Source organism: Arthrobacter sp. B10-11, from assembly GCF_033142195.1.
GTDB lineage: Bacteria > Actinomycetota > Actinomycetes > Actinomycetales > Micrococcaceae > Arthrobacter > Arthrobacter oryzae_C.
This window is the reverse complement of record NZ_JAWMTH010000002.1, coordinates 607,641-629,405: the sequence shown is the minus strand read 5'-3', so window position 1 is coordinate 629,405 and position 21,765 is coordinate 607,641. Positions and strand designations below refer to the sequence as shown.

20 protein-coding genes are annotated in these 21,765 nt (G+C 67.0%); 17 read left to right on the top strand and 3 right to left on the bottom strand.

Annotation, left to right across the window (positions count from 1 at the left end):
• The first annotated feature begins 54 nt into the window (after nucleotides 1-54).
• The 11 genes from ftsH to RW112_RS08490 all read left to right on the top strand — a co-directional run bounded on the left by ftsH (nucleotide 55) and on the right by RW112_RS08490 (nucleotide 10,740).
• Entirely contained in the window at nucleotides 55-2,124 is a 2,070-nt protein-coding gene (ftsH, locus tag RW112_RS08540; protein ID WP_305943095.1) for an ATP-dependent zinc metalloprotease FtsH, read from the top strand.
• A 9-nt stretch (nucleotides 2,125-2,133) separates the two neighbouring features.
• Nucleotides 2,134-2,778, top strand: coding sequence for a GTP cyclohydrolase I FolE (gene folE, locus RW112_RS08535; RefSeq protein ID WP_317781328.1), 645 nt, complete (start codon nucleotides 2,134-2,136; stop codon nucleotides 2,776-2,778).
• An 11-nt stretch (nucleotides 2,779-2,789) separates the two neighbouring features.
• Nucleotides 2,790-3,725, top strand: coding sequence for a dihydropteroate synthase (gene folP, locus RW112_RS08530; RefSeq protein ID WP_317781327.1), 936 nt, complete (start codon nucleotides 2,790-2,792; stop codon nucleotides 3,723-3,725).
• A 9-nt stretch (nucleotides 3,726-3,734) separates the two neighbouring features.
• Entirely contained in the window at nucleotides 3,735-4,094 is a 360-nt protein-coding gene (gene folB, locus RW112_RS08525) for a dihydroneopterin aldolase (RefSeq protein WP_305943098.1), read from the top strand.
• Entirely contained in the window at nucleotides 4,091-4,645 is a 555-nt protein-coding gene (folK, locus tag RW112_RS08520) for a 2-amino-4-hydroxy-6-hydroxymethyldihydropteridine diphosphokinase (RefSeq protein WP_305943099.1), read from the top strand. The genes folB and folK overlap by 4 nt, the downstream gene beginning before the upstream one ends.
• A gap of 3 nt (nucleotides 4,646-4,648) precedes the next feature.
• Nucleotides 4,649-5,176, top strand: coding sequence for a DUF3180 domain-containing protein (locus tag RW112_RS08515; RefSeq protein ID WP_317781326.1), 528 nt, complete (start codon nucleotides 4,649-4,651; stop codon nucleotides 5,174-5,176).
• Nucleotides 5,157-5,669, top strand: a complete 513-nt coding sequence (locus tag RW112_RS08510) for a PH domain-containing protein (RefSeq protein WP_317781325.1) — start codon at nucleotides 5,157-5,159, stop codon at nucleotides 5,667-5,669. The genes RW112_RS08515 and RW112_RS08510 overlap by 20 nt, the downstream gene beginning before the upstream one ends.
• Nucleotides 5,666-7,270: a PH domain-containing protein gene (locus tag RW112_RS08505; RefSeq protein ID WP_411709882.1), complete on the top strand. Its 1,605-nt coding sequence runs from the start codon at nucleotides 5,666-5,668 to the stop codon at nucleotides 7,268-7,270. The genes RW112_RS08510 and RW112_RS08505 overlap by 4 nt, the downstream gene beginning before the upstream one ends.
• Nucleotides 7,263-8,213, top strand: coding sequence for a Rossmann-like and DUF2520 domain-containing protein (locus RW112_RS08500; RefSeq protein WP_317781324.1), 951 nt, complete (start codon nucleotides 7,263-7,265; stop codon nucleotides 8,211-8,213). The genes RW112_RS08505 and RW112_RS08500 overlap by 8 nt, the downstream gene beginning before the upstream one ends.
• A 1-nt stretch (nucleotide 8,214) precedes the next feature.
• The gene (locus RW112_RS08495; protein ID WP_317781323.1) at nucleotides 8,215-9,144 is read left to right on the top strand and encodes a pantoate--beta-alanine ligase; all 930 of its coding nucleotides are present in this window, start codon (nucleotides 8,215-8,217) and stop codon (nucleotides 9,142-9,144) included.
• 102 nt (nucleotides 9,145-9,246) lie between these two features.
• Nucleotides 9,247-10,740, top strand: coding sequence for an MDR family MFS transporter (locus tag RW112_RS08490; protein ID WP_317781322.1), 1,494 nt, complete (start codon nucleotides 9,247-9,249; stop codon nucleotides 10,738-10,740).
• An 88-nt stretch (nucleotides 10,741-10,828) separates the two neighbouring features.
• Here RW112_RS08490 and RW112_RS08485 read toward each other — a convergent pair whose 3' ends face one another.
• The 3 genes from RW112_RS08485 to RW112_RS08475 all read right to left on the bottom strand — a co-directional run bounded on the left by RW112_RS08485 (nucleotide 10,829) and on the right by RW112_RS08475 (nucleotide 13,612).
• Nucleotides 10,829-11,665, bottom strand: a complete 837-nt coding sequence (locus RW112_RS08485) for an alpha/beta hydrolase (RefSeq protein WP_317781321.1) — start codon at nucleotides 11,663-11,665, stop codon at nucleotides 10,829-10,831.
• Between the two features lie 85 nt (nucleotides 11,666-11,750).
• Nucleotides 11,751-12,605, bottom strand: coding sequence for an alpha/beta hydrolase (locus RW112_RS08480; protein WP_317781595.1), 855 nt, complete (start codon nucleotides 12,603-12,605; stop codon nucleotides 11,751-11,753).
• 26 nt (nucleotides 12,606-12,631) lie between these two features.
• Nucleotides 12,632-13,612, bottom strand: coding sequence for an alpha/beta hydrolase (locus tag RW112_RS08475; protein WP_317781319.1), 981 nt, complete (start codon nucleotides 13,610-13,612; stop codon nucleotides 12,632-12,634).
• A gap of 169 nt (nucleotides 13,613-13,781) precedes the next feature.
• On the opposite strand from RW112_RS08475, the gene lysS reads away from it, so the two are divergent.
• From lysS to RW112_RS08445, 6 genes are all read left to right on the top strand, one after another.
• Nucleotides 13,782-15,311 carry a lysine--tRNA ligase gene (lysS, locus tag RW112_RS08470; protein WP_317781318.1) on the top strand — a complete coding sequence of 510 codons (1,530 nt, stop codon included), beginning with the start codon at nucleotides 13,782-13,784 and terminating at the stop codon, nucleotides 15,309-15,311.
• Nucleotides 15,312-15,313: 2 nt separating this feature from the next.
• Nucleotides 15,314-15,526: a hypothetical protein gene (locus tag RW112_RS08465; RefSeq protein WP_317781317.1), complete on the top strand. Its 213-nt coding sequence runs from the start codon at nucleotides 15,314-15,316 to the stop codon at nucleotides 15,524-15,526.
• Nucleotides 15,527-15,662: 136 nt separating this feature from the next.
• Nucleotides 15,663-15,989 carry a histone-like nucleoid-structuring protein Lsr2 gene (locus tag RW112_RS08460; RefSeq protein ID WP_137320725.1) on the top strand — a complete coding sequence of 109 codons (327 nt, stop codon included), beginning with the start codon at nucleotides 15,663-15,665 and terminating at the stop codon, nucleotides 15,987-15,989.
• Nucleotides 15,990-16,376: 387 nt separating this feature from the next.
• Nucleotides 16,377-18,869, top strand: coding sequence for an ATP-dependent Clp protease ATP-binding subunit (locus RW112_RS08455; protein ID WP_011690039.1), 2,493 nt, complete (start codon nucleotides 16,377-16,379; stop codon nucleotides 18,867-18,869).
• 168 nt (nucleotides 18,870-19,037) lie between these two features.
• On the top strand, nucleotides 19,038-21,218 hold the full coding sequence (locus RW112_RS08450) for a prolyl oligopeptidase family serine peptidase (RefSeq protein WP_317781316.1): 2,181 nt from the start codon (nucleotides 19,038-19,040) through the stop codon (nucleotides 21,216-21,218).
• Nucleotides 21,219-21,242: 24 nt separating this feature from the next.
• Entirely contained in the window at nucleotides 21,243-21,761 is a 519-nt protein-coding gene (locus tag RW112_RS08445) for an amino-acid N-acetyltransferase (protein WP_371745950.1), read from the top strand.
• The last annotated feature ends 4 nt before the right edge of the window (nucleotides 21,762-21,765 follow it).

Below are 21,765 nucleotides of genomic sequence, written 5' to 3'. Positions count from 1 at the left end.
CAGACCAGTCGCCGTGCAGCACTACCAGGAGGGACGGGGCCAGCCCCCGATCAGATGAAAGCTAAGAGTTTCTTCAAGGGCCCGGGCATCTGGATCGTTGTTGTGGTCGGAATGCTCCTGCTGGCCTTTGCCACGCTCGCTCCCGGCGGAGCATCCCGGATCGATACGAAACCGGGCCTTGAGCTCCTCGCGGACAGCGGCAAGGTGGAGCAGGCCAAGATCTTCGACGCGGAGAACCGCGTGGATCTTGTCCTCAAGGACAACCTGGTCATCGACGGGCAGGACAAGGGCAAGAACGTCCAGTTCTTCTACGTCAACGCCCGCGCCGCGGACGTGGTCAAGGCCGTCACGAACGCCAACCCCTCGAGCGGCTTCACTGACCAGCCCATCGAGAACAACTGGTTCTCCGGGCTGTTCTCCCTCCTGATTCCCGTGCTGCTGCTGGGCGTCCTCTTCTGGTTCCTGCTTTCCCGGATGCAGGGCGGCGGGTCCAAGATCATGCAGTTCGGCAAGTCCAAGGCCAAGCTGGTCAATAAGGACATGCCCCAGGTGACCTTCAGCGACGTCGCCGGTGCCGACGAAGCCGTGGAGGAACTCCAGGAAATCAAGGAATTCCTCCAGGAGCCGGCCAAGTTCCAGGCCGTGGGAGCCAAGATCCCCAAGGGCGTGCTGCTCTACGGTCCTCCGGGTACCGGCAAGACCCTCCTTGCCCGCGCCGTGGCCGGCGAAGCGGGAGTGCCGTTCTTCTCCATCTCGGGTTCCGACTTCGTCGAAATGTTCGTCGGCGTGGGTGCGTCCCGTGTCCGCGACCTCTTCGAGCAGGCCAAGGCCAGCTCGCCGGCCATCATCTTCGTGGACGAAATCGACGCCGTGGGCCGTCACCGCGGCGCCGGCATCGGCGGCGGCAACGACGAACGCGAGCAGACCCTCAACCAGCTGCTCGTTGAGATGGACGGCTTCGACGTCAAAACCAACGTCATCCTGATCGCCGCCACCAACCGCCCGGACGTCCTGGACCCGGCACTGCTGCGCCCGGGCCGCTTCGACCGCCAGATCACCGTCGAAGCCCCGGACCTTGTGGGCCGCGACCAGATCCTGCAGGTCCACGCCAAGGGCAAGCCGATGGCACCCGGCGTCGACCTCAAGGCTGTTGCCAAGAAGACCCCCGGCTACACCGGCGCGGACCTCGCAAACGTCCTGAACGAGGCTGCCCTGCTCACGGCCCGGTCCAACGCCAACCTGATTGACGACCGCGCCCTCGATGAAGCCATTGACCGCGTCATGGCCGGCCCGCAGAAGCGCAGCCGCGTCATGAAGGAGCACGAGCGCAAGATCACGGCGTACCACGAAGGCGGACACGCCCTGGTGGCTGCCGCACTGCGGAACTCCGCCCCGGTCACCAAGATCACCATCCTGCCCCGCGGCCGCGCCCTGGGCTACACCATGGTGGTTCCGGAGAACGACAAGTACTCCATCACCCGCAATGAACTGCTGGACCAGATGGCCTACGCCATGGGCGGCCGCGTCGCCGAGGAAATTGTCTTCCACGACCCGTCCACCGGCGCCTCCAACGACATCGAAAAGGCCACCGGAACTGCCCGCAAGATGGTCACGGAGTTCGGCATGAGCGAACGGGTGGGCGCCGTCCGCCTCGGCCAGGGCGGCGGCGAGCCGTTCCTTGGCCGCGATGCCGGCCACGAGCGCAACTACTCGGACCAGATCGCCTACATCGTGGACGAGGAAGTGCGCCGCCTGATCGACCAGGCCCACGACGAGGCGTACGCCATCCTCACGGAAAACCGCGACATCCTGGATTCTCTGGCGCTGGAACTCCTTGAGCGGGAAACCCTCAACCAGGCGGAGATTGCGCACGTCTTCCGGGACATCCGCAAGCGTGACTTCCGTGAAGTGTGGCTCTCCAAGGAAAGCCGTCCGGTGCAGACCGCCGGCCCCGTGGAGTCACGGCAGGAGCGGGCCGAACGTGAAGCCCAGGAAGAAGCCAAGGAAGCCCGCCTGGAGGAGCCGCTGGACGCCCGGCCGCCGCACCCCCAGGGCGTAGCAGGCCAGGAGACCTTCGGCGGCGGTGTTACGGACGCCGACGCCGGCGGAACGCATCACGGCTAAGCTTCTTCTGTGAATCATTTCGACGACGACGACGTTCCCGCCTCCGCCGACCACTCCGCCTCGAGCCACTCAAGGCACGGCCGCGGCACCAAGGTGGACCGTCCGCGGATCGAGGCGGCCGTCAGGGAAATCCTGCTGGCCATCGGGGAAGACCCGGACCGCGGCGGGCTCCTGGACACCCCCAAACGGGTGGCCAAGGCCTACGCGGAGGTCTTCGCCGGCCTGCACCACGATCCCGCGGAAATCCTGGCCACCACCTTTGACCTGGACCACGAGGAACTGGTCCTCGTGAAGGACATTCCGTTCTACTCCACCTGCGAGCACCACCTGGTGCCGTTCCACGGAGTGGCGCATGTGGGCTACATCCCGTCCCATGACGGCAAGGTCACCGGCCTGAGCAAGCTCGCCAGGCTGGTGGACATGTTCGCCAAGCGCCCCCAGGTGCAGGAACGCCTCACCACCCAGATCGTCGAAGCACTGGTTACGCACCTGAAACCGCGCGGAGCGATCGTGGTGGTGGAATGCGAGCACCTGTGCATGTCCATGCGCGGCATCCGCAAGCCCGGTGCCAAGACCGTCACCAGTGCCGTGCGCGGTCAACTGCATGACCCGGCCACCCGCGCCGAAGCCATGAGCCTCATACTCGGAAGGTAATAAAACAGACTATGGACTCCCTCGCTGCAGCCCCTGGAACCGGACCCGCAACAAGCCCCTTGCCCATCCTGCGTAAACCGCGGGCGGCAGCCAAGTTTGACGATCTCCCCACGGACCGCACGCTGGTGATGGGCATCCTGAACGTCACCCCGGATTCCTTCAGCGACGGCGGCAAGCACCCGACGCCGGACACCGCCATCGCGGAAGGCCTCCGGATGTTCTACGCCGGCGCCGACATCATCGACGTCGGCGGTGAATCCACCCGCCCCGGCGCAGACGAAGTCAGCCCCGACGAGGAACAGCGCCGGGTCCTCCCGGTCATCGAGGCCCTGGTCAAGGCCGGCGCCCTGGTCAGCGTCGACACCACCCACGCGTCAACGGCGGCCGCGGCCCTCAAAGCCGGTGCCGCCATCATCAACGACGTGTCCGGGCTGACGATCGAGCCCGAGATGGCCGAACTGGTTGCCCGCACCGGCGTCCCGTACGTGCTGACCCACCGCCGCGGCGACGCCAAGACGATGACCTCGCTCACCGACTACGGCAACGTGGCAGAGGACGTTGCCGCTGAACTGGTGGGCGTGCGGGACAAGCTGTACGCAGCCGGCGTGGCACCTGAACAGATCATCGTGGACCCGGGCCTGGGCTTCTCCAAGAACGACGCCCAGAACTGGGAGCTCCTGCGCAACATGGCCCCGCTCGAGGCTCTCGGCCACCGGATCCTCGTAGGGGCGTCCCGCAAGCGCTTCCTCGGCACCCTGCTGACCGTGGCCGGCAAGGCCGCGGCCCCCCAGGAACGGGACCACGCAACCGCCGCCATCACGGCCATCAGCGCCGCACGCGGTGCGTGGGCCGTGCGCGTGCACGACGTCGGATCCAGCCTTGACGCCGTCAAGGTCGCCGCCCGGATGGCCGCGGGGCCGCTCGGCGACTCCAGTCCCACTAACTAGGCAGCCACGATGGACACAATCACGCTGAGCGGTGTAACCGCCGTCGGCCATCACGGGGTGTTCGATTTCGAGCGCCGCGACGGCCAGCCGTTCATCGTTGATGCCGTGCTGCACCTGGACTTCACCAAGGCCGCCGCCTCTGACGACGTCCTGGACACCGCCCATTACGGCGAGGTGGCCGAACGCATCAAGCACTGGATCACCGGGGAGCCGCTCAACCTCATCGAGGCCCTTGCCGTGCGCATCGCCGACGACCTCCTGCAGGAGTTTCCGCTGGCCGCCGTTGACATCACGGTGCATAAGCCCAAGGCCCCCATCGAGGTTGAGTTCGCCGACGTGTCCGTCAGCGTGCATCGGCGGCGGCCATGAACCCCCCGTACTCGAACAACCCCTACGTCCGTGCGGTGCTGGCACTCGGCAGCAACCTGGGGGAGCGGAACGACACGCTCTCCAGCGCCGTCGCCGACCTCGTGGACCGGCCCGAGGTGCGCCTCATCGCGGTGTCCCCGGTGGTCCAGACAAAGGCCGTGGGCGGACCCGAGGGCCAGCCGGACTTCCTGAACATGGTGATCACCGTGGAGACCTCGCTGCCGCCGGCGGAGCTGCTGCGCCATTGCCAGGCGGTGGAAAACAAGCACCACCGGGTGCGTGAAGTCCGGTGGGGCCCGCGGACCCTGGACGTGGACATCATCACCTACGGGGACGTGGAGAGCTCGGATCCCGCCCTGACCCTGCCGCACCCCCGGGCCGCGGAACGTGCTTTTGTGCTCTACCCGTGGTCGCTGATCGACCCCGCGGCCGAGCTCAACGGCGTCCGGGTGGGGGAGCTGGCGGTCCGGGCCGCTGACTTCCCGGACCTGGCCCCGTTCGACGGTTTCGGCGACTTCGACGGCCTCCCCACGGCGGGAGCAGTGGAGTAGGCCGTGAAACCAGTCAACCCGTTCCTGCTGATCGTTGTGGGGCTCATCCTCGCCGTTGCCGGCTGGTTCGCGACAGTCATGACCACCCGCTACGGACTGGCCACCCCGGTGCTGCCGCAGACCGGCCTGGTGACCATGGGCGTGATCGTTGTGCTCACGCTGGTGCTGGGCATCCGGGTGCTGCGCTGGCGGAACGGCAACAAAAAGAAAATGCTCAACCCCATCCTGGCCGCCTGGACCCTGGTCCTCGCCCAGGCCTGTGCGTACACGGGGGCGGTTCTGCTGGGCTGGCACGCGGGAATCTTCCTGGACCTCCTGAGGCTCTGGAACCTCCGCAGCGAGCAGGGAATCACCTGGATGGCCCTCTCCATGGCCGGCGGGGGACTGGCCATGATCGTCGTGGGGCTCGTCGTCGAACGCTTCTGCCGGATTCCGCCTGAAGACGGCGACGCGGACGGCACGCCGGGGGTGCCCGGACGGGGCGCCCGCAAACCCAAGGGGGAAGGCGAATATGCCTACGGAGGCGATTGATCCGCCGGGGATCTCCTGGCTCCGGGTCTCGCCCAAATACGTGACCGTCCGCCTGGTTGAGTGGGCCTTCGGGAACCTGATCGCCGTGGCACTGCTCTCGCTGCCGCTGCTGTTCACGCTGGCCGGCTGGTGGGACTGGGTTCCGCTCTGGCTGGCCATCGCGGTCCCGGCGTTCATGCTGGTGCTGGCGGTCTGGCGGCTCCTGCTGATTCCGCGCCAGGTGCGGGCCATCGGTTACGCAGAACGCGACGACGACCTCCTGATCCGCGGCGGCATTTTCTTCCAGCGCACCCTGGTGGTTCCCTACGGCCGGATGCAGTACGTGGATATCGGCGTAGGTCCCGTGGAACGCAGCCTCGGCCTGTGCACGCTGAAGCTGCACACCGCCTCGGCCGGCACCAACGCCGAGATCCCCGGGCTGCCGGCCGACGAAGGGGCGCGGCTCCGCGAGCAGCTGTCCGCCCGGGGCGCTGCACGGCTGGCCGGACTGTGACGCCTGCCGGGGCAGGGGAGACGCCCGCCACCTCCGGTACTGCCGGGCCGGTTTCCGTGGTGCCCGACGGCGAGTGGCTGCGTGTGCATCCCGCCTCGCCGTTCATCCGGGGCTGGGTGGCGCTTGCCGCCATCGGCTTTTTCTTCGGCCGCGACACCTTCGAACGCCTCCTGCAGGGCAGGCCTTTGATGGACGACATGTTTGCCGGCCGCGTGCCCTTCCTGCTCGCCGGCGGCGGACTGATCCTGCTGCTGGCCGTGCTGGGGTTCATCATGACGTGGTACTTCACCCGCTACCAGGTGGCGGAAGGCTACGTCCGGGTGAACACGGGCTTCCTGTTCAAGCAGCAGCGCCAGGCGCGGCTTGACCGCGTGCAGGCCATCGACATCGTGCAGCCGCTGCTGGCCAGGATCTTCGGCCTTGCCGAACTGAAGTTCGAGGTGGCCGACGCCGGTGAATCGGCGGTGCGCCTGGCCTACCTCCGTATCGACGACGCCCGCCAGTTGCGGGCCACCATCCTGGCGCGCGCAGCCGGGCTCGAACCCGACCCGGAACGGCCTGACGCAGTCCTGCCGGAAGCCCCGGAATTCGCCGTTCTGTCCGTGCCGCCGTCGCGCCTGGTCGGTTCCCTGCTACTCAGCGAGCAGAGCTTCTTCGTGGCCCTGGGTGCCGTGGCATCCGTGGTGCTGTCCGTCCTCACCGAGAACCGCAGCTTCTACTTCTACCTGATCCCCGCCGCCCTTGGCCTGGCCGCCGCCTACTGGGCGTCGTTCAACAAGGGCTACAACTTCACCGCCGCCATTTCGCCGGACGGCATCCGGCTCCGGTACGGGCTGCTGGACACCCAGGCCCAGACCCTGCCGCCCGGCAGGATCCAGGCCTTGAAAGTCTCGCAGCCGCCGCTGTGGCGGATCTTCGGCTGGTACCGGATGCAGGTCAACGTGGCCGGCTACGGCCCCGGCAGCAACGGCGAGGGCGCCTCGCGCACCACGCTTCTTCCGGTGGGCGTCCAGGCGGACGTCATGAGGATGCTGTCGCTGGTGCTCCCCGACCCGGGGACGCCGGACCCGGCGCGCGTCTTTGCCGCCGGCCTCACCGGATTGGCCCGGGCCGGAGGGACTTATGCAGGAGAGCCAGGCGCCGAAGGTCCCGACGGCGGTTTTGTCACCAGCCCGCGCCGCGTGCGGCTGCTGGCTCCCCTGGGCTGGCGCCGCAACGGCTTCGCCGCGACCGGTACGGCGTTGCTGATCCGCTCCGGCCGGCTCTGGCGCGAACTGGTGGTGGTTCCGCACCAGCGCACCCAGTCCATGGCCCTGCACCAGGGGCCGCTGGCACGACGCTTCCGAGTGGCCGACCTGGTCCTGCACACCACAGCCGGTCCGGTGTCGCCGCGGGTCATCCAGGCCGGACTGGACGAAGCCCGTGCCCTGTTCGATGCCCAGGCGGCGCGCGCCCGGGAAGCCCGCAAACGCCAGACCAGTGAGCAGTGGCTCGCGCAGGTCGCCCCGGCCACGGTGGTTGAGCCCGGGGGCGAAACTGAGCCCGCCGAAACCGCGCCTGTCGACCAACAGAACCAGCAGGAGGGCCAGCAACATGGCTAAGCCAGGACGCCTCGGCGTCGGAATCATCGGAGCCGGCAAGGTGGGAGCAGTGCTCGGCGCGGCGCTCCGCGCGGCCGAGCACGCCGTCGTCGGGGTTTCCGCAGTGTCCGACGCAAGCCGCGAACGTGCCGAAACCCTGCTGCCCGGCGTGCCGGTGCTCGAGGTGCAGGACATCGTGGAACGGTCCGAGCTGGTGCTGCTGGCCGTCCCGGACGACGCCCTCGGCGGACTCGTGGAAGGCCTCGCCAAGCTTGGTGCGTGGCAGCCCGGACAGCTCGTAGCCCACACTTCGGGCCGCTTCGGCGTCGGGATCCTGCATCCGGTGCGGGCAGCCGGCGCCGTCCCGCTCGCGCTGCACCCGGCCATGACCTTCACCGGCATGAGCCTGGACCTCACCCGGCTGCTGGACTGCACGTTCGGGGTCACGGCGGACGCAGCGATGCTGCCCATCGCGCAGGCCCTGGTCGTGGAGATGGGGGCCGAGCCGGTGGCCATCGCCGAGGGCGACCGCATCCAGTACCACGCAGCCCTGGCCCACGGTTCGAACCACCTGGTCACCCTGGTTGCCCAGGCCTCGCAGCTGCTGCGCGAAGTGGGCGTCGAATTCCCTGAACGAATGCTGGGGCCGCTGCTGCGGGCGACGCTGGAAAACGCCCTCGCCTCCGGCGAGTCGGCCTTGACCGGGCCGGTGGCGCGCGGCGACGCCGGCACGGTTGCCGCGCACGCCGAGGCGCTGCGGGAACACGACGCCGGTGCCGGCGGCGATATTCTGGAGGCCTACCTGGCCATGGCGCGGGCCACCGCGCGCCGGGCAGCGAGCCGCGGGCTGCTGAAACCGGACCAGCTGGAGGCGATCCGGAACGCCCTGGACGGCGTGGACAACGACGGTGGGGACAACGACGGCGTGGACAACGACGGGCCGCAGGCCACTGGAGGAAACTGACTTGGCGATCAAACTCGTAACCACTGCGGCAGAGCTGCGGGCCGAAAGCGCACGGCTGCTGACGGAGAAACAGGGTGCGTCGCAGGGCCTCGTTCCCACCATGGGCGCCCTGCACGAAGGCCATGCCAGGCTTGCCCGTACCGCCGTCGAACATAACGACGTTGTGGTGGCCAGCATCTTCGTGAACCCGCTGCAGTTCGGCGAGGCCGTGGACCTGGACCGCTACCCCCGGACCCTTGAAGCGGACATGGAACTCCTGGAGGCCGAGGGCGTGGACCTGATCTTCGCGCCGTCAGTGGACGAGGTCTACCCGGGCGGCGAGCCCCTGGTCCGGGTCACTGCCGGCCGACTGGCCGAAAAGTGGGAAGGCGCGTCCCGTCCCGGCCATTTCGATGGTGCCCTCACCGTGGTGGCCAAGCTGCTGCACTACGGCATCCCCGGGACGGGCCTGCCGGGCGGAGGCGCCTTCGTGACCGGCGCCGGTGCGGGCCTGCCCGCCTACCGCGCCTACTTCGGCCAGAAGGACGCCCAGCAGCTGACCCTGGTGCGGCGCATGGTGGCGGACCTGAACTTTCCGGTGGAGATCGTGGCTGTTCCCACGGTCCGGTCCGCGGACGGCCTGGCCCTGAGCAGCCGGAACAGGTTCCTGTCCGGGGAGGAACGGGAGGCCGCCCTGGTTCTGTCGCGGGCCCTGCGGCTCCTTGAAGAGCGCGCCAACGCCCACGAGCCGCTGGACCTGGAATCCGCCCAGGCGCTGGTGGAATCGCAGCCCATGGTGGGGCTGGACTACTTCGACGTGGTGGACCCGGAGACTCTCGAGCCCTTGGCGGAGAACTGCAAGGAGACGCCGTTCCGCGGCGAAGGCCTGGCCATCATCGCAGCGAAGGTGGGGCCGGTCCGGCTGATCGACAACGTTCCGCTCAGTTCCTGAAAATTTTTCCAATGACGGGAATTACCCCGGGGGATACACTGTTGGAATCTGCAGCGACGACGCTCGCCGGAAACCACTTCACCTCTCCCTAGGGAATTCCCCATGTCTACAGACGTCTCTTCCAACGCCCACGGCGACCCCGTGGCCCCGCCCGCTCCGGCGGCCGGGGCGGCACAGGCGGCCGGTCCGGTGAAGATGTCCCGCGAGTCGGTCACCATCATCGTCACCCTGCTGGTTGCCACGTTCGTGGTCATCCTCAACGAAACCATCATGAACGTCGCCCTCCAGCGGCTCATGGTGGACCTCGGAGTCGACGCCCCCACGGTGCAGTGGCTGTCCACGGGCTTCATGCTCACCATGGCCGTGGTCATCCCCACCACCGGGTTCATCCTGCAGCGGCTGTCCACCAGGGCCGTGTTCATGCTGGCCATGGGACTCTTTTCGGGCGGCACGCTCCTCGCCGCGCTTGCTCCGGGATTCGAAATCCTGCTGCTGGCACGCATTGTCCAGGCCGGCGGTACGGCCATCATGCTTCCCCTCCTGATGACCACCATCCTTACCCTGGTCCCGGTCGAACGGCGCGGCGCCGTCATGGGCAACGTGAGCATCGCCATTTCCGTTGCCCCCGCCATGGGTCCCACCGTCTCCGGCCTGATCCTCGAGCACTTCACGTGGCGCTTTATGTTCGTGTTCGTCCTGCCCATCGCCCTGGCGGCCTTCGCCATCGGAGCCCGCTACCTCACCAACATCGGTGAGACGGAGAAGACCCGGCTGGACATCCTGTCCGTACTGCTGACCGTGCCCGCCTTCGGCGGCCTGGTGTACGGGCTGAGCCAGATCGGCGGCGGCCACGGCGGGCAAAGCGGCCCCGGAACCGCTGCTGTCGCTGCGCTGGCAGTGGGCCTGGTGGCGATGACTGCGTTCGTGTTCCGCCAGCTGAAACTGCAGAAGTCCGACGGCCCGCTGCTGGACCTGCGTGCGTTCAACTTCCGAATGTTCACGGTGTCCGTGCTGCTCCTGGTGGTTGCCATGATCGCCCTGTTCGGCGCCGTCATCCTGCTGCCGCTCTACCTTCAGGAAATCCGCGGGCTGAAGTCCCTGGAGACCGGCCTGGCGCTCCTGCCCGGCGGCCTGGCCATGGGTCTGCTGGGGCCGTTCATCGGCCGCCTGTTCGACAAGGTGGGTCCGCTGCCGCTGACGGTCACCGGCTCCCTCATGATGGTGCTGTCGCTCTGGCAGTTCTCCATGCTGAACGCGGACACGGCCGTCTGGTGGATCGTGGCGCTGCACGTGGTCCTCAGCCTGGGCCTGGCGCTGCTGTTTACCCCGGCGTTCACCACCGGGCTCAACCCGTTGCCGCCGCACCTGTACTCGCACGGTTCAGCCATCATGAGCACGCTGCAGCAGGTGGCCGGGGCCGCCGGAACCGCGCTCCTGGTGTCGATCTACGCCGTGGTGTCCGCAGGCTCGGGCATCGTCGCCGGAATGCATGCCGCTTTCCTGACGGCGGCCGTCATAGCCGTCGCCGCCGTCGTGCTCGCCGCCATGATGCGCAAGACCGCAGGTGCGGAAAACCCGGTGCCCGCGGCCCACTAGAAGTCCACACTCTAAGCGCGAACGGACACTTGAGGCCCCAAAAACGCGGGGCCTCAAGTGTCCGTTCGCGCTGCTGTGGTGCGGGGACTCAGCCGGCGAAGAACTCGCTGAGTTCGGTGATCAGCTTGTCCGGCGCGCGGTTGACGCCGTCGTGGCCGGCTCCCGGCAGGATGGTGTAGCTCGAGCCGGACAGGACGTCGTGGATCTGGCCGCACGCGATGCCGAAGTACGCCGGGCTCTTTTCGCCCACAATGATCAGCGTTTCCAGCGGCAGTGCCAGGAACGGCTCGGCCGGCATGTCCGCCGCAATGATTGCCTTGATCTCGCGGACGCCGGCTTTCATCAGTTCCCGCTGCTGCCTGCCGAGGGGTGTTCCGGCGGTGAGCTTGTTCGCCAGCGTCAGCATCGAGAGCGGCATCCGGGAGGACAGGGCGCCGCCCGTCTCGAGGCCCCTGAGCAGTACGGCGAGGGCGCGGTCGTCGTCCCCGGCCGCGGTGGCGCGTTCGTATTCGGCGATCCAGTCTGCCTTGACGCTGTGGTTAACGGAGACGGCGGGGTCGTAGACAGCCAGCCGTTCCACCGGCAGCGTGCGCGCGGCGTGCAGCGCCACGGCGCCGCCGAAGCTGTGCCCGAAGACGTCCGTGCTGGCCGTGTGCCTCATCACGGTGTCCAGGTCGCGGATGTCCACGTCCAGCGTGTAGTCCGCAGGCTGCGGTGATGATGCTCCCCGTCCGCGCCGGTTGAACGTGTGCACCGGCCGGCCCAGCGAGGCGCTCAGTTTCTGGGCAAAGCGCGTGTAGTCAGCGGCGGTGACCATTGAAGCCTGGACGACGACGACGCCCGAGCCCGCCGAGGCCAGTTCGGCTCCGGTGGTGTAGAGCTCCAGCGTTCCGCCGTCGGGTGTTTTGATGTTCTCGCGCGTCATGTTCCGAGCCTACCCGGGGCGGCGGGAACCGCGCAGTAGCGGGGCGGGATGTACAGGGAAGCGGCAGGAAACGGCCGGGGTTCGGTCAGCCTTTGAAGTATTCAGAGATGTCAGAGACGAGTTCCTTCACAGCGGCCGGGATGGAGCCGTGGAAACCCTTGGGCGACAGCTCATAGGTGCTCCCCGGCACGGCGGCGTGGAGGCGCTGGGCGGTGACCTTGTAGTAGCTGGGGCTTTTGCCGCCCGCCATGAAGTGGGTGGCGGCCGGCAGGACGCTAAAGTCCCGGGCGTGGTCGGCTTCGTTGTAGGCGGCCCGCAGCTCTCCCACTGCGCTGGGCATGACCCCGCTGAACATTTTGTTGAGCCTGGTGCGGGACACGAGCGCCATCAGACCGGCAAGTATGGGTTCGGGGATCCTGGCCATCGCTGTTCCTGGCTTCGTGGCCTTCTTCATGTGAGCCAGGGCGTGGCCCACTTTGCCGTTGTTGACGGCGTGTTCAAATCCGTCCAGCCAAGCGGTGTCAATGCTGCCGTCGATGTTCACGGCGGCGTCGTAGACGGCCAGCTTGTCCGGTACATACGGGGTGCCGGTGAACTCCTGGACCGCGTTCAGCGCCACCGAGCCGCCCAGGCTGTGGCCGAAGAGGTTGCGGGCGCCGGTGGCGTCCATGATTGTCCGGACGTCGGCGATCTCGGTGGCCATGGAATAGTCCTCGGGCTGCGGGGTGGAATCCCCGCGCCCGCGCCGGTCGTAGACGTCCACCGCCCAGCCGTCGCCCAGGCCCTTGGACAACGCCTCGGAAAACGGCCGGTAGATCAGTGCCGTCAGGAATGCTCCGCCGATCACCACCACCCGGCGCTCGCCGGGGGCATCCACGGTTCCGTAGCTGTACAAGGCCAGCCGGCCGCCGTCGTGCGTGTCCACGACCTGCTGCTTCACTGTTCCGTCACGTTCGCGGGTTTCTTTCACGGGCCCATCCTAAAACGGCCGCCCTGCGGGAGCCGGGCGGCGCGGATGCGCTGGAGCCGCAGGCCGGCGTCGTTGGCCAGGAACCGCGCGGTGGTGAGGGCCAGGCGGTGCCCGGGGCGGAGCGGGCCTTCGTGCAGCTGCCCGGGGATCAGGGCGAAGTCGATCGCCGGGACAGCCGCCGCCAGCTGGCGTCCGGTCTCAGCGAAGTACGCCGGGCTCCAGCCGCCGCTGAGCATCAGGGTGGGTGTGGTGACGCCCGCGAAGTCCCCAAGTTCCGCGTCGGCTTGGAGCACCGCCCGCATTTCGGCAACGGCGGTGGGCAGCAGCTGCCGCATTTCCGCACCGAGGCGGGTCCGGGCGGACAGGATGCTCAGCATGCGCAGGGCGCCGAGGGGGAGTTTGGAGACCGGCCCGGCCGTTTCCAGCCCCTGGACCAGGTGCGCCCACGCGTGGTCGAGCTGTCCGGCGGCCATGGAGTGCTCAAGTTCCGGCCGCCACCGGCGGCTGAGGCTGCCGGACAGGGAAACCGCGGCGTCGTAGGTCACGAGCCGCCGGATGGGCTCGGTCCTGGCCGCCTGCAGGGCCACGAACCCGCCGTAGCTGTGGGCGACGACGTCCGTGGAACCGGTGGCCCGCATGACGGCACGGAGGTCGCCGACCTCCGTCGCCGCCGAGTAGTCCCCGCCCTGGCCCGAGGAGCCGCCGCGGCCGCGTCGGTTGTAGGTGTGCACGGGCCGTCCCAGCAGGCGCGCGATCTTCATCGCGAAGGGCCGGTACAGTGCATCGGTCACCAGGGTTCCGTGTACGACGACGACGCCGGGTTGCGCCGTTGCGTCCGGGCCGCTGCCCGGACCTCCGATAAGGCTGTCCCGCGGGTCGCCCGCCGCTGCGGGCAGTCCCCGGCCGTGGGCAGGCCTGAAGGAGTGCACCTGAAGGTGACCGTCGCCGTCGTCCGTCCTGATCGTCCGAGTTTCCACAGCCCCGAGTCTATTCCCCGCCCCTCAGCGGACTCGGCCAATAGTTTTGTCCAGATAATGGGGGATAAGCGGCCGGTTGGAGCCATTATCTGGACAAAAACTCCGGGGTGAGGGGGATCATGGGCGGTCGGAAAAACATGCCGGAGAACTCCCGGTAAACTTAGGGATTGTGACTTCCCAAAACACCCCCACCCCGACCAATGCTGCCGAACCGGCGGACGCCAGCGAGCAGATGCGCATCCGCATGGAGAAGCGCGCCAAGCTGATTGAACGCGGCGAGGCTTACCCGGTGGGTGTTGAACGCACGCATTCCCTCAGCGAGATCCGGGAGAAGTACGCACACCTCGAGGCCGATGAGACCACCGGCGACGTCGTGGGCGTCACCGGCCGCATCGTATTCATCCGCAACACCGGCAAGCTGTGCTTCGCCACGCTCCAGGAGGGCGGCACCGACGGCAAGGGAACACGCCTCCAGGCCATGCTGAGTCTGGCGAACGTGGGCGAGGAGTCCCTGGCGGACTGGAAAGCCCTGGTTGACCTCGGCGACCACGTCTTTATCAAGGGCGAGGTTATTTCCTCCCGCCGCGGCGAGCTGTCCGTCATGGCCGACTCCTGGTCCATGGCCTCCAAGGCCCTCCGCCCGCTGCCCGTGCTGCACGCCGGCCTGAACGAGGAAACCCGCGTCCGACAGCGCTACGTGGACCTGATGGTCCGCGATGAGGCCCGCGAAATGGTGTACACCCGCGCCGCGATCACCCGTTCCATCCGCGAAAGCCTGCACCGGCGGAACTACGTCGAGGTGGAAACCCCGATGCTCCAGCTGGTCCACGGCGGCGCCCTGGCCCGGCCGTTCGAGACCCACATGAACGCCTTCGACCAGAAGATGACCCTGCGCATCGCCACCGAGCTGTACCTCAAGCGTGCCGTGGTGGGCGGTATCGAACGCGTCTACGACATGGGCCGGGTCTTCCGCAACGAAGGCGTGGACTCCACCCACAGCCCGGAATTCACCACGCTCGAATGCTACGAAGCCTGGGCCGACCAGTTCGTCATGGCGGACCGCATCAAGGAGATCATCCTCGACGCCGCCGACGCCGCCGGTGTGGGCCGCACCATCCAGACCGAAGCCGGGGAGATCAACCTCGACGGCGAATGGAAGTGGCTGGCCGTCTACCCGGGACTTTCCGACGCCGTGGGCCAGGAAATCACGCCGGACACCACCGTGGAGGAACTGCGGGCCGTGGCGGCCAAGCACGACGTCAAGGTCGATCCGAAATGGGATGCGGAGAAGCTGGCCGTTGAACTGTTCGGCGAAATCGTGGAGCCCACCCTGCTGAACCCCACGTTCGTCTACAACTACCCGCCCTCCGCGCAGCCGCTTGCCCGCCAGCACCGCGACGACGACCGCCTGATCGAGGCCTGGGACCTGATCATCGGCGGCATGGAGCGCGGCACTGCCTTCTCGGAGCTCATCGACCCCGTGATCCAGCGGGAACGCCTGACGGAGCAGTCCATGCATGCAGCGGCCGGAGATGTCGAGGCCATGCAGCTGGATGAAGACTTCCTGCGTGCCCTGGAGTACGGCGCTCCGCCCATGGGCGGCATCGGGCTGGGCATCGACCGCCTGGTGATGCTGTTCACCGGCGCCGGCATCCGCGAGACCATCCTGTTCCCGCTGCTGAAGCCAGAAGGGCACTGACCGTGGAGTACGTTGCAGTCCTCCTGCCTTCGCTCGTGGTCGGTTTGCTCTTCTGGTTCGCGATGAAGTCGATTTTCAATGCCGACAAGTCGGAGCGCCAGGCAGAAGCGCGCGCGCAGGCCGAGGCGGACGCCCGCGCGGCCGGACCTAATGGCGGACAGAATGACGTACCGAATACCGGCACGAATGCCGGCAACGGGAACGGCACAAACTAATACTTCCTGTGTATTCCTGCCCACCATTCACAGGAACTTTTTGCCGCTTTGACGCGTTGCCATAAACCGGGGGATACTTTTTACAGATACATCCTGCTTTTCTGCATACCCGTCCTTTCCACAAGAGAGAATTTATATGGCACAGAAAGTAAAAATCATCCTTGTCGATGATCTGGATGGGGGAACCGCGGACGAAACTGTCCGATTTGGCCTTGACGGCGTCAGTTACGAAATTGACCTGTCGGCTGCCAATGCTGCAGAACTCCGCTCCTCGCTGGAGCGGTTTGTTTCAAGCGCCCGCAAGACGTCCACCGGCCGCGCCACCCGCACCAAGGTCTCAGGCGGCCGGAACCAGGACTCTGCACAGATTCGTCAGTGGGCCAGGGAGAATGGCTATGCGGTTAACAGCCGCGGCCGCATCCAGGCTGAAATTCAGGAAGCCTACCAGAAGGCAAATTCCTAGCACTGCCGCAGTTTTGCGTGGAAAAGCAATGCCCCTGCCTCACGGCGGGGGCATTGCCATTTGTTTGGCCCCCTGCGTCGGAGCCCGCCGCGGTAAAGATGGGGCGGCTATTTCGGGGTTATTGCGGCGGGCCGGGCCGGGAACTTGTTGTGGAACTAGCCAGGTTCAAGTTCCAGGCAACTGCAGCGCAATTGATGCCCCGCAGTAAGCCGGATTAGCGGCCGCATCAAAGCTAAAAAGCGGCCGGTTCGGCTGGTCCGGGACCCTCCCAGGCGGGCGGCGTCAACCCCGGACACCGGTCCCGGGTTTCCCCTGTGGCGAACACGCTCCACAAGTCCGGGTCCGCCACGTAGCATCAAAGTACGTCGTAGCTAGGAGTGTGGCGAAATGTTTGAGCGATTTACGGACCGTGCCCGTCGCGTAGTTGTGCTTGCCCAAGAAGAGGCACGCATGCTGAACCACAATTACATCGGTACCGAACACATCCTCTTGGGTCTGATCCATGAGGGTGAGGGCGTTGCCGCCAAAGCTCTGGAGTCCTTGAGCATTTCGCTCGACGGCGTACGCGAGCAGGTGCAGGAGATCATCGGCCAGGGCCAGCAGGCCCCGTCAGGCCACATCCCCTTCACCCCGCGCGCCAAGAAGGTGCTGGAGCTTTCGCTCCGCGAAGCGCTGCAGCTGGGCCACAACTACATCGGCACGGAGCACATCCTGCTGGGGCTCATCCGCGAGGGTGAGGGCGTGGCTGCACAGGTGCTGGTGAAGCTCGGAGCTGACCTCAACCGCGTCCGCCAGCAGGTGATCCAGCTGCTCTCGGGTTACCAGGGCAAGGAGACCACCGGCGCAGGCGTCGGTGCCGGCCAGCCGGAGGGCACCCCCGCCGGTTCCGTGGTCCTGGACCAGTTCGGCCGCAACCTGACCCAGGCTGCGCGTGAGAACAAGCTGGACCCGGTGATCGGACGCGAACAGGAAATGGAACGCGTCATGCAGGTTCTTTCCCGGCGCACCAAGAACAACCCCGTCCTTATCGGCGAACCCGGCGTCGGCAAGACCGCCGTCGTCGAAGGACTTGCCCAGGCGATTGTCCGCGGGGACGTTCCGGAGACCATCAAGGACAAGCAGCTCTACACGCTGGACCTTGGCTCCCTGGTGGCAGGCTCCCGCTACCGCGGTGACTTCGAAGAGCGCCTGAAGAAGGTCCTCAAGGAGATCCGCACCCGCGGCGACATCATCCTGTTCATCGACGAAATCCACACCCTTGTGGGTGCGGGTGCCGCCGAAGGCGCCATCGATGCCGCATCCATCCTGAAGCCCATGCTGGCCCGCGGTGAGCTGCAGACCATCGGTGCCACCACGCTGGACGAATACCGCAAGCACATCGAAAAGGACGCAGCGCTTGAGCGCCGCTTCCAGCCGATCCAGGTCAAGGAGCCGTCGGTTGCGCACGCGATCGAGATCCTCAAGGGCCTGCGCGACCGCTACGAAGCCCACCACCGCGTGACCATCACCGACGGCGCCCTCGCCTCCGCAGCGAACCTGTCCGAGCGCTACATCTCGGACCGCTTCCTGCCGGACAAGGCGATCGACCTCATCGATGAAGCCGGCGCGCGCCTGCGCATCCGCCGGATGACGGCTCCGCCGGAGCTGAAGGCCATGGATGAGCGCATCGCCGAACTCAAGATGGAGAAGGAGTCCGCGATTGACGCGCAGGACTTCGAAGGTGCCGCCTCGCTGCGCGACAAGGAGCAGAAGCTCATTGCCGAGCGGGCCGAGAAGGAACGCCACTGGAAGACCGGCGGCATGGACGACATCTCCGAGGTGGATGAGGATCTCATCGCCGAGGTGCTGGCGAACTCCACCGGCATCCCGGTCTTCAAGCTGACCGAGGAAGAGTCCTCGCGCCTGCTGAAGATGGAAGACGAACTGCACAAGCGCGTCGTCGGCCAGAACGAGGCCATCAAGGCCCTGTCCCAGGCCATCCGCCGCACCCGTGCAGGCCTGAAGGACCCCAAGCGTCCGGGCGGCTCGTTCATCTTCGCCGGCCCCACCGGCGTCGGCAAGACCGAGCTCGCCAAGGCCCTGGCGGAGTTCCTGTTCGGTGAAGAGGACGCCCTCATCACGCTGGACATGTCCGAATACTCCGAGAAGCACACGGTGTCGCGCCTCTTCGGTGCCCCTCCGGGCTACGTCGGCTACGAAGAAGGCGGACAGCTGACCGAAAAGGTCCGCCGCCGTCCGTTCTCCGTGGTCCTGTTCGACGAAGTGGAGAAGGCCCACGCCGACCTCTTCAACTCGCTGCTGCAGATCCTGGAGGACGGCCGCCTGACCGACTCCCAGGGACGCGTGGTGGACTTCAAGAACACCGTGATCATCATGACCACCAACCTTGGTACGCGGGACATTTCCAAGAGTGTCGCCACCGGCTTCCAGTCCGGCACGGACACACAGACCGGCTACAACCGGATGCGCGCCCGGGTCACCGAAGAGCTCAAGCAGCACTTCCGCCCCGAGTTCCTGAACCGTGTTGACGACGTTGTGGTGTTCCCGCAGCTGACCCAGGACGAGATCATCGAGATCGTGGACCTGTTCGTGAGCCGCCTGGAGAAGCGCCTCAAGGACAAGGACATGGGCATCGAGCTCACCAAGGCCGCCAAGGTGCTCCTGGCCACCCGCGGCTACGATCCCGCCATGGGTGCGCGGCCGCTGCGCCGCACCATCCAGCGCGAGATCGAGGACCAGCTGTCCGAAAAGATCCTCTTCGGTGAGATCCACGCGGGCGACATCGTGGTGGTGGATGTGGACGGCGAAGGTGACGACGCCAAGTTCACCTTCGAAGGAAACGCCAAGCCGCGCATCCCGGAAATCGCTCCGAGCGTCTAAGCATTACCGCTAAGGCCCCGCCCCTCTGCAAAGAGCGGGCGGGGCCTTTTGCATTTCCGCTCGGTTCCCGTCGCCCCGTCGCCTTCCGTGTGGGCAGGTTGTGAAAACACCGTTTCACTAGTAGTGAACGCGCTGTGATCCGCGCCACAGTCGGTGTTGAATCTGTTCATGGCTTCTGAAAACTCAGTGATCCTGAGTGAACAACCCGCGACCCCTTTCCATGACATTGACCATTACCTGGCCATCCCCCGGGTGAGTGGGCTGGCTTTGAGCCCGGACGGAAAACGGCTGGTGACCACTGTTGCCACGCTGAACGCCAAGGGCACCGAGTATGTGACGGCGCTCTGGGAACTTGATCCGGCGGGGGAGAAGCATGCCCGCCGGATCACCCGCAGCGCCAAGGGCGAGGCCGGGGCGGCCTTTTCCTCCACGGGCGATCTCTACTTCACGTCGGCGCGACCCGATCCTGAGAGCCCTGACGACGAGCCCGTCAGCGCCCTCTGGCAGCTGCCCGCCGACGGCGGCGAAGCCCGCGTGGTACTTTCGCGCGCCGGCGGGGTCAGCCACGTGATGGCAGCCAAGGACGCCGGTGCCACCTTCGTCACCGCATCCGTACTGGCGGGCTCCCCGGACGAGGAAGCGGACGAGGCGCGGCGAAAGAGCCGCAAGGACAACAAGGTGTCCGCCATCCTCCACAGCGGCTATCCGGTGCGCTACTGGGATGCCGACCTGGGCCCGGACCAGCCGCGAATTTTTGCTGTGGAGCCGGGGGAGGACAAGGAACCCGGCAAGCCGGCGACCGTCGATGCCGCCGCGCCGCTGAAGCTCCGCAACCTGACCCCGGGCGTGGCAGGCATGCTGCGCAACGCAGATTCGGTGGTCAGTCCCGACGGCAGGACGATCTACACCAGCCTCGACAAGCCACTGGCCAAGGCCGACTCACGGTCGGTCCTGGTGGCCATTGACGTGGCCACTGCCACGCACCGGGTCCTGCTGGACGGCGAAGGCATGAGCTACTTCGCGGGACCGGTGAGCCCGGACAACCGCACCCTCGTGGTGATGAGCGAATCGGACACCACTCCGCACCAGGCTCCGCAGGTCAGGCTCCACCTTCTGGACGTCGGTGCACCGGACGCCGGCGCCCCGGACTCCGGTGCACCGGACGCCGGCGCCCCGGACTCCGGTGCACCGGGGGAGCCGGAAGCGAACCTCCGGCCGCTGGCCCGCGACTGGGACCGCTGGGCCATCAAGGCGGCCTGGCTGCCGGACGGCTCGGCCCTCCTGGTGACAGCCGACGACGACGGCGCGTCGCCGGTTTTCCGGATCACCGTTCCGGAGCCTGCCGCCGCCGCGAGTGTCACCCGGGTGACGCGTGACGCGGCGGCCTACACCGACGTCGTGGTTTCGCCTGACGGGCTGAGCGCGTACGCGCTCCGGAGTTCCTACGAATTTCCACCCGAGGCGGTCCGGATCGACCTGGCGAGCGGTGACGTCACCCGGCTTCCGGCTCCTGCTGAACGTCCCCGCATCCAGGGCTCCCTGGAGCGCATTCACGCGTCAGCTGCCGATGGCGCCCGGGTTCCCGCCTACCTGGCCCTGCCGGACGGCACCTCCGCGCAGAACCCGGCGCCGCTGCTCCTGTGGATCCACGGCGGCCCCCTGGGCTCGTGGAACGCGTGGACCTGGCGCTGGAACCCCTGGCTGCTGGCGGCCAGAGGGTATGCCGTGCTCCTGCCGGACCCCGCGCTGTCCACCGGCTACGGCCAGGCCTACATCCAGCGGGGCTGGGGAGAATGGGGCAAAGCGCCCTACGTGGACCTTATGGCAATCACGGACGTGGCGGTGGAACGCCCGGACATCGATGCTTCGCGGACAGCTGCCATGGGCGGCTCGTTCGGCGGTTACATGGCCAACTGGGTGGCGGGCCAGACCGACCGCTTCGACGCAATCGTCACCCATGCCAGCCTGTGGGCCCTGGACCAGTTCGGCCCCACGACGGATGCGTCACAGTACTGGCTGAAGGAAATGACGGCCGAGATGGCCCTGGACAACTCGCCGCACCTGCACGTGGAGAAGATCAGCACGCCCATGCTGGTGATCCACGGCGACAAGGACTACCGCGTGCCCATCGGCGAGGGCTTGCGGCTCTGGTACGAACTGCTGTCCAAGTCGCAGCTGGCTGCCGACGACGCCGGCCGCACTCCGCACCGGTTCCTCTACTACCCGGACGAGAACCACTGGATCCTGCAGCCGCAGCATGCCAAGGTCTGGTACAGCGTCGTCGAGCACTTCCTCGCGAAGAACGTGCTGGACCAGGACGTGCCTTTGCCTGCCGACCTGGGCTTGTGAGGCGGCGGGCGGGGCGGTCGTAAGATGGGGGCTGTGACTGAGACCTTCCGTATCCGCCCCGCCCGCACCAGCGACGTAGCTGCCATCAAGCGCCTCGTGGCGCCGCTCGCGGACAAGAGGATCCTGATGGCCAAGGAGACTGTGGCGTACTACGAAAGCCTGCAGGAGTTCAGGATCGCGGAGTCGGCCGACGGCGAGGTGATCGGCTGCGGCGCCCTGCACGTCATGTGGGAGGACCTGGCGGAAGTGCGCACGCTTGCGGCCTCCGACGCGTGGCGTGGAAAGGGCGTGGGCCACGTGCTGGTGGAAAGCCTTCTAGAGGAGGCCAAAGCGCTGGGTGTATCGCGTGTGTTCTGCCTGACCTTCGAAGTGGATTTCTTCAAGAAGCACGGCTTCGACGTCATGGCCGACCAGACAGCCGTGGATCCGGTGGTCTATTCCGAGTTGCTGCGATCGCATGACGAAGGTGTGGCGGAGTTCCTGGACCTCGCACGGGTGAAGCCGAACACCTTGGGCAACACCCGCATGATCAAAGCCCTCTAGGCAG

Bases quoted from the DNA above. Each gene is read 5' to 3' on its own strand.
- ftsH (WP_305943095.1), top strand. From the start codon at position 55: ATGAAAGCTAAGAGTTTCTTCAAGGGCCCGGGCATCTGGATCGTTGTT.
- folP (WP_317781327.1), top strand. From the start codon at position 2,790: ATGGACTCCCTCGCTGCAGCCCCTGGAACCGGACCCGCAACAAGCCCC.
- folB (WP_305943098.1), top strand. From the start codon at position 3,735: ATGGACACAATCACGCTGAGCGGTGTAACCGCCGTCGGCCATCACGGG.
- folK (WP_305943099.1), top strand. From the start codon at position 4,091: ATGAACCCCCCGTACTCGAACAACCCCTACGTCCGTGCGGTGCTGGCA.
- RW112_RS08510 (WP_317781325.1), top strand. From the start codon at position 5,157: ATGCCTACGGAGGCGATTGATCCGCCGGGGATCTCCTGGCTCCGGGTC.
- RW112_RS08500 (WP_317781324.1), top strand. From the start codon at position 7,263: ATGGCTAAGCCAGGACGCCTCGGCGTCGGAATCATCGGAGCCGGCAAG.
- RW112_RS08490 (WP_317781322.1), top strand. From the start codon at position 9,247: ATGTCTACAGACGTCTCTTCCAACGCCCACGGCGACCCCGTGGCCCCG.
- RW112_RS08485 (WP_317781321.1), bottom strand. From the start codon at position 11,665: ATGACGCGCGAGAACATCAAAACACCCGACGGCGGAACGCTGGAGCTC.
- RW112_RS08460 (WP_137320725.1), top strand. From the start codon at position 15,663: ATGGCACAGAAAGTAAAAATCATCCTTGTCGATGATCTGGATGGGGGA.
- RW112_RS08455 (WP_011690039.1), top strand. From the start codon at position 16,377: ATGTTTGAGCGATTTACGGACCGTGCCCGTCGCGTAGTTGTGCTTGCC.
- RW112_RS08450 (WP_317781316.1), top strand. From the start codon at position 19,038: ATGGCTTCTGAAAACTCAGTGATCCTGAGTGAACAACCCGCGACCCCT.
- RW112_RS08445 (WP_371745950.1), top strand. From the start codon at position 21,243: ATGGGGGCTGTGACTGAGACCTTCCGTATCCGCCCCGCCCGCACCAGC.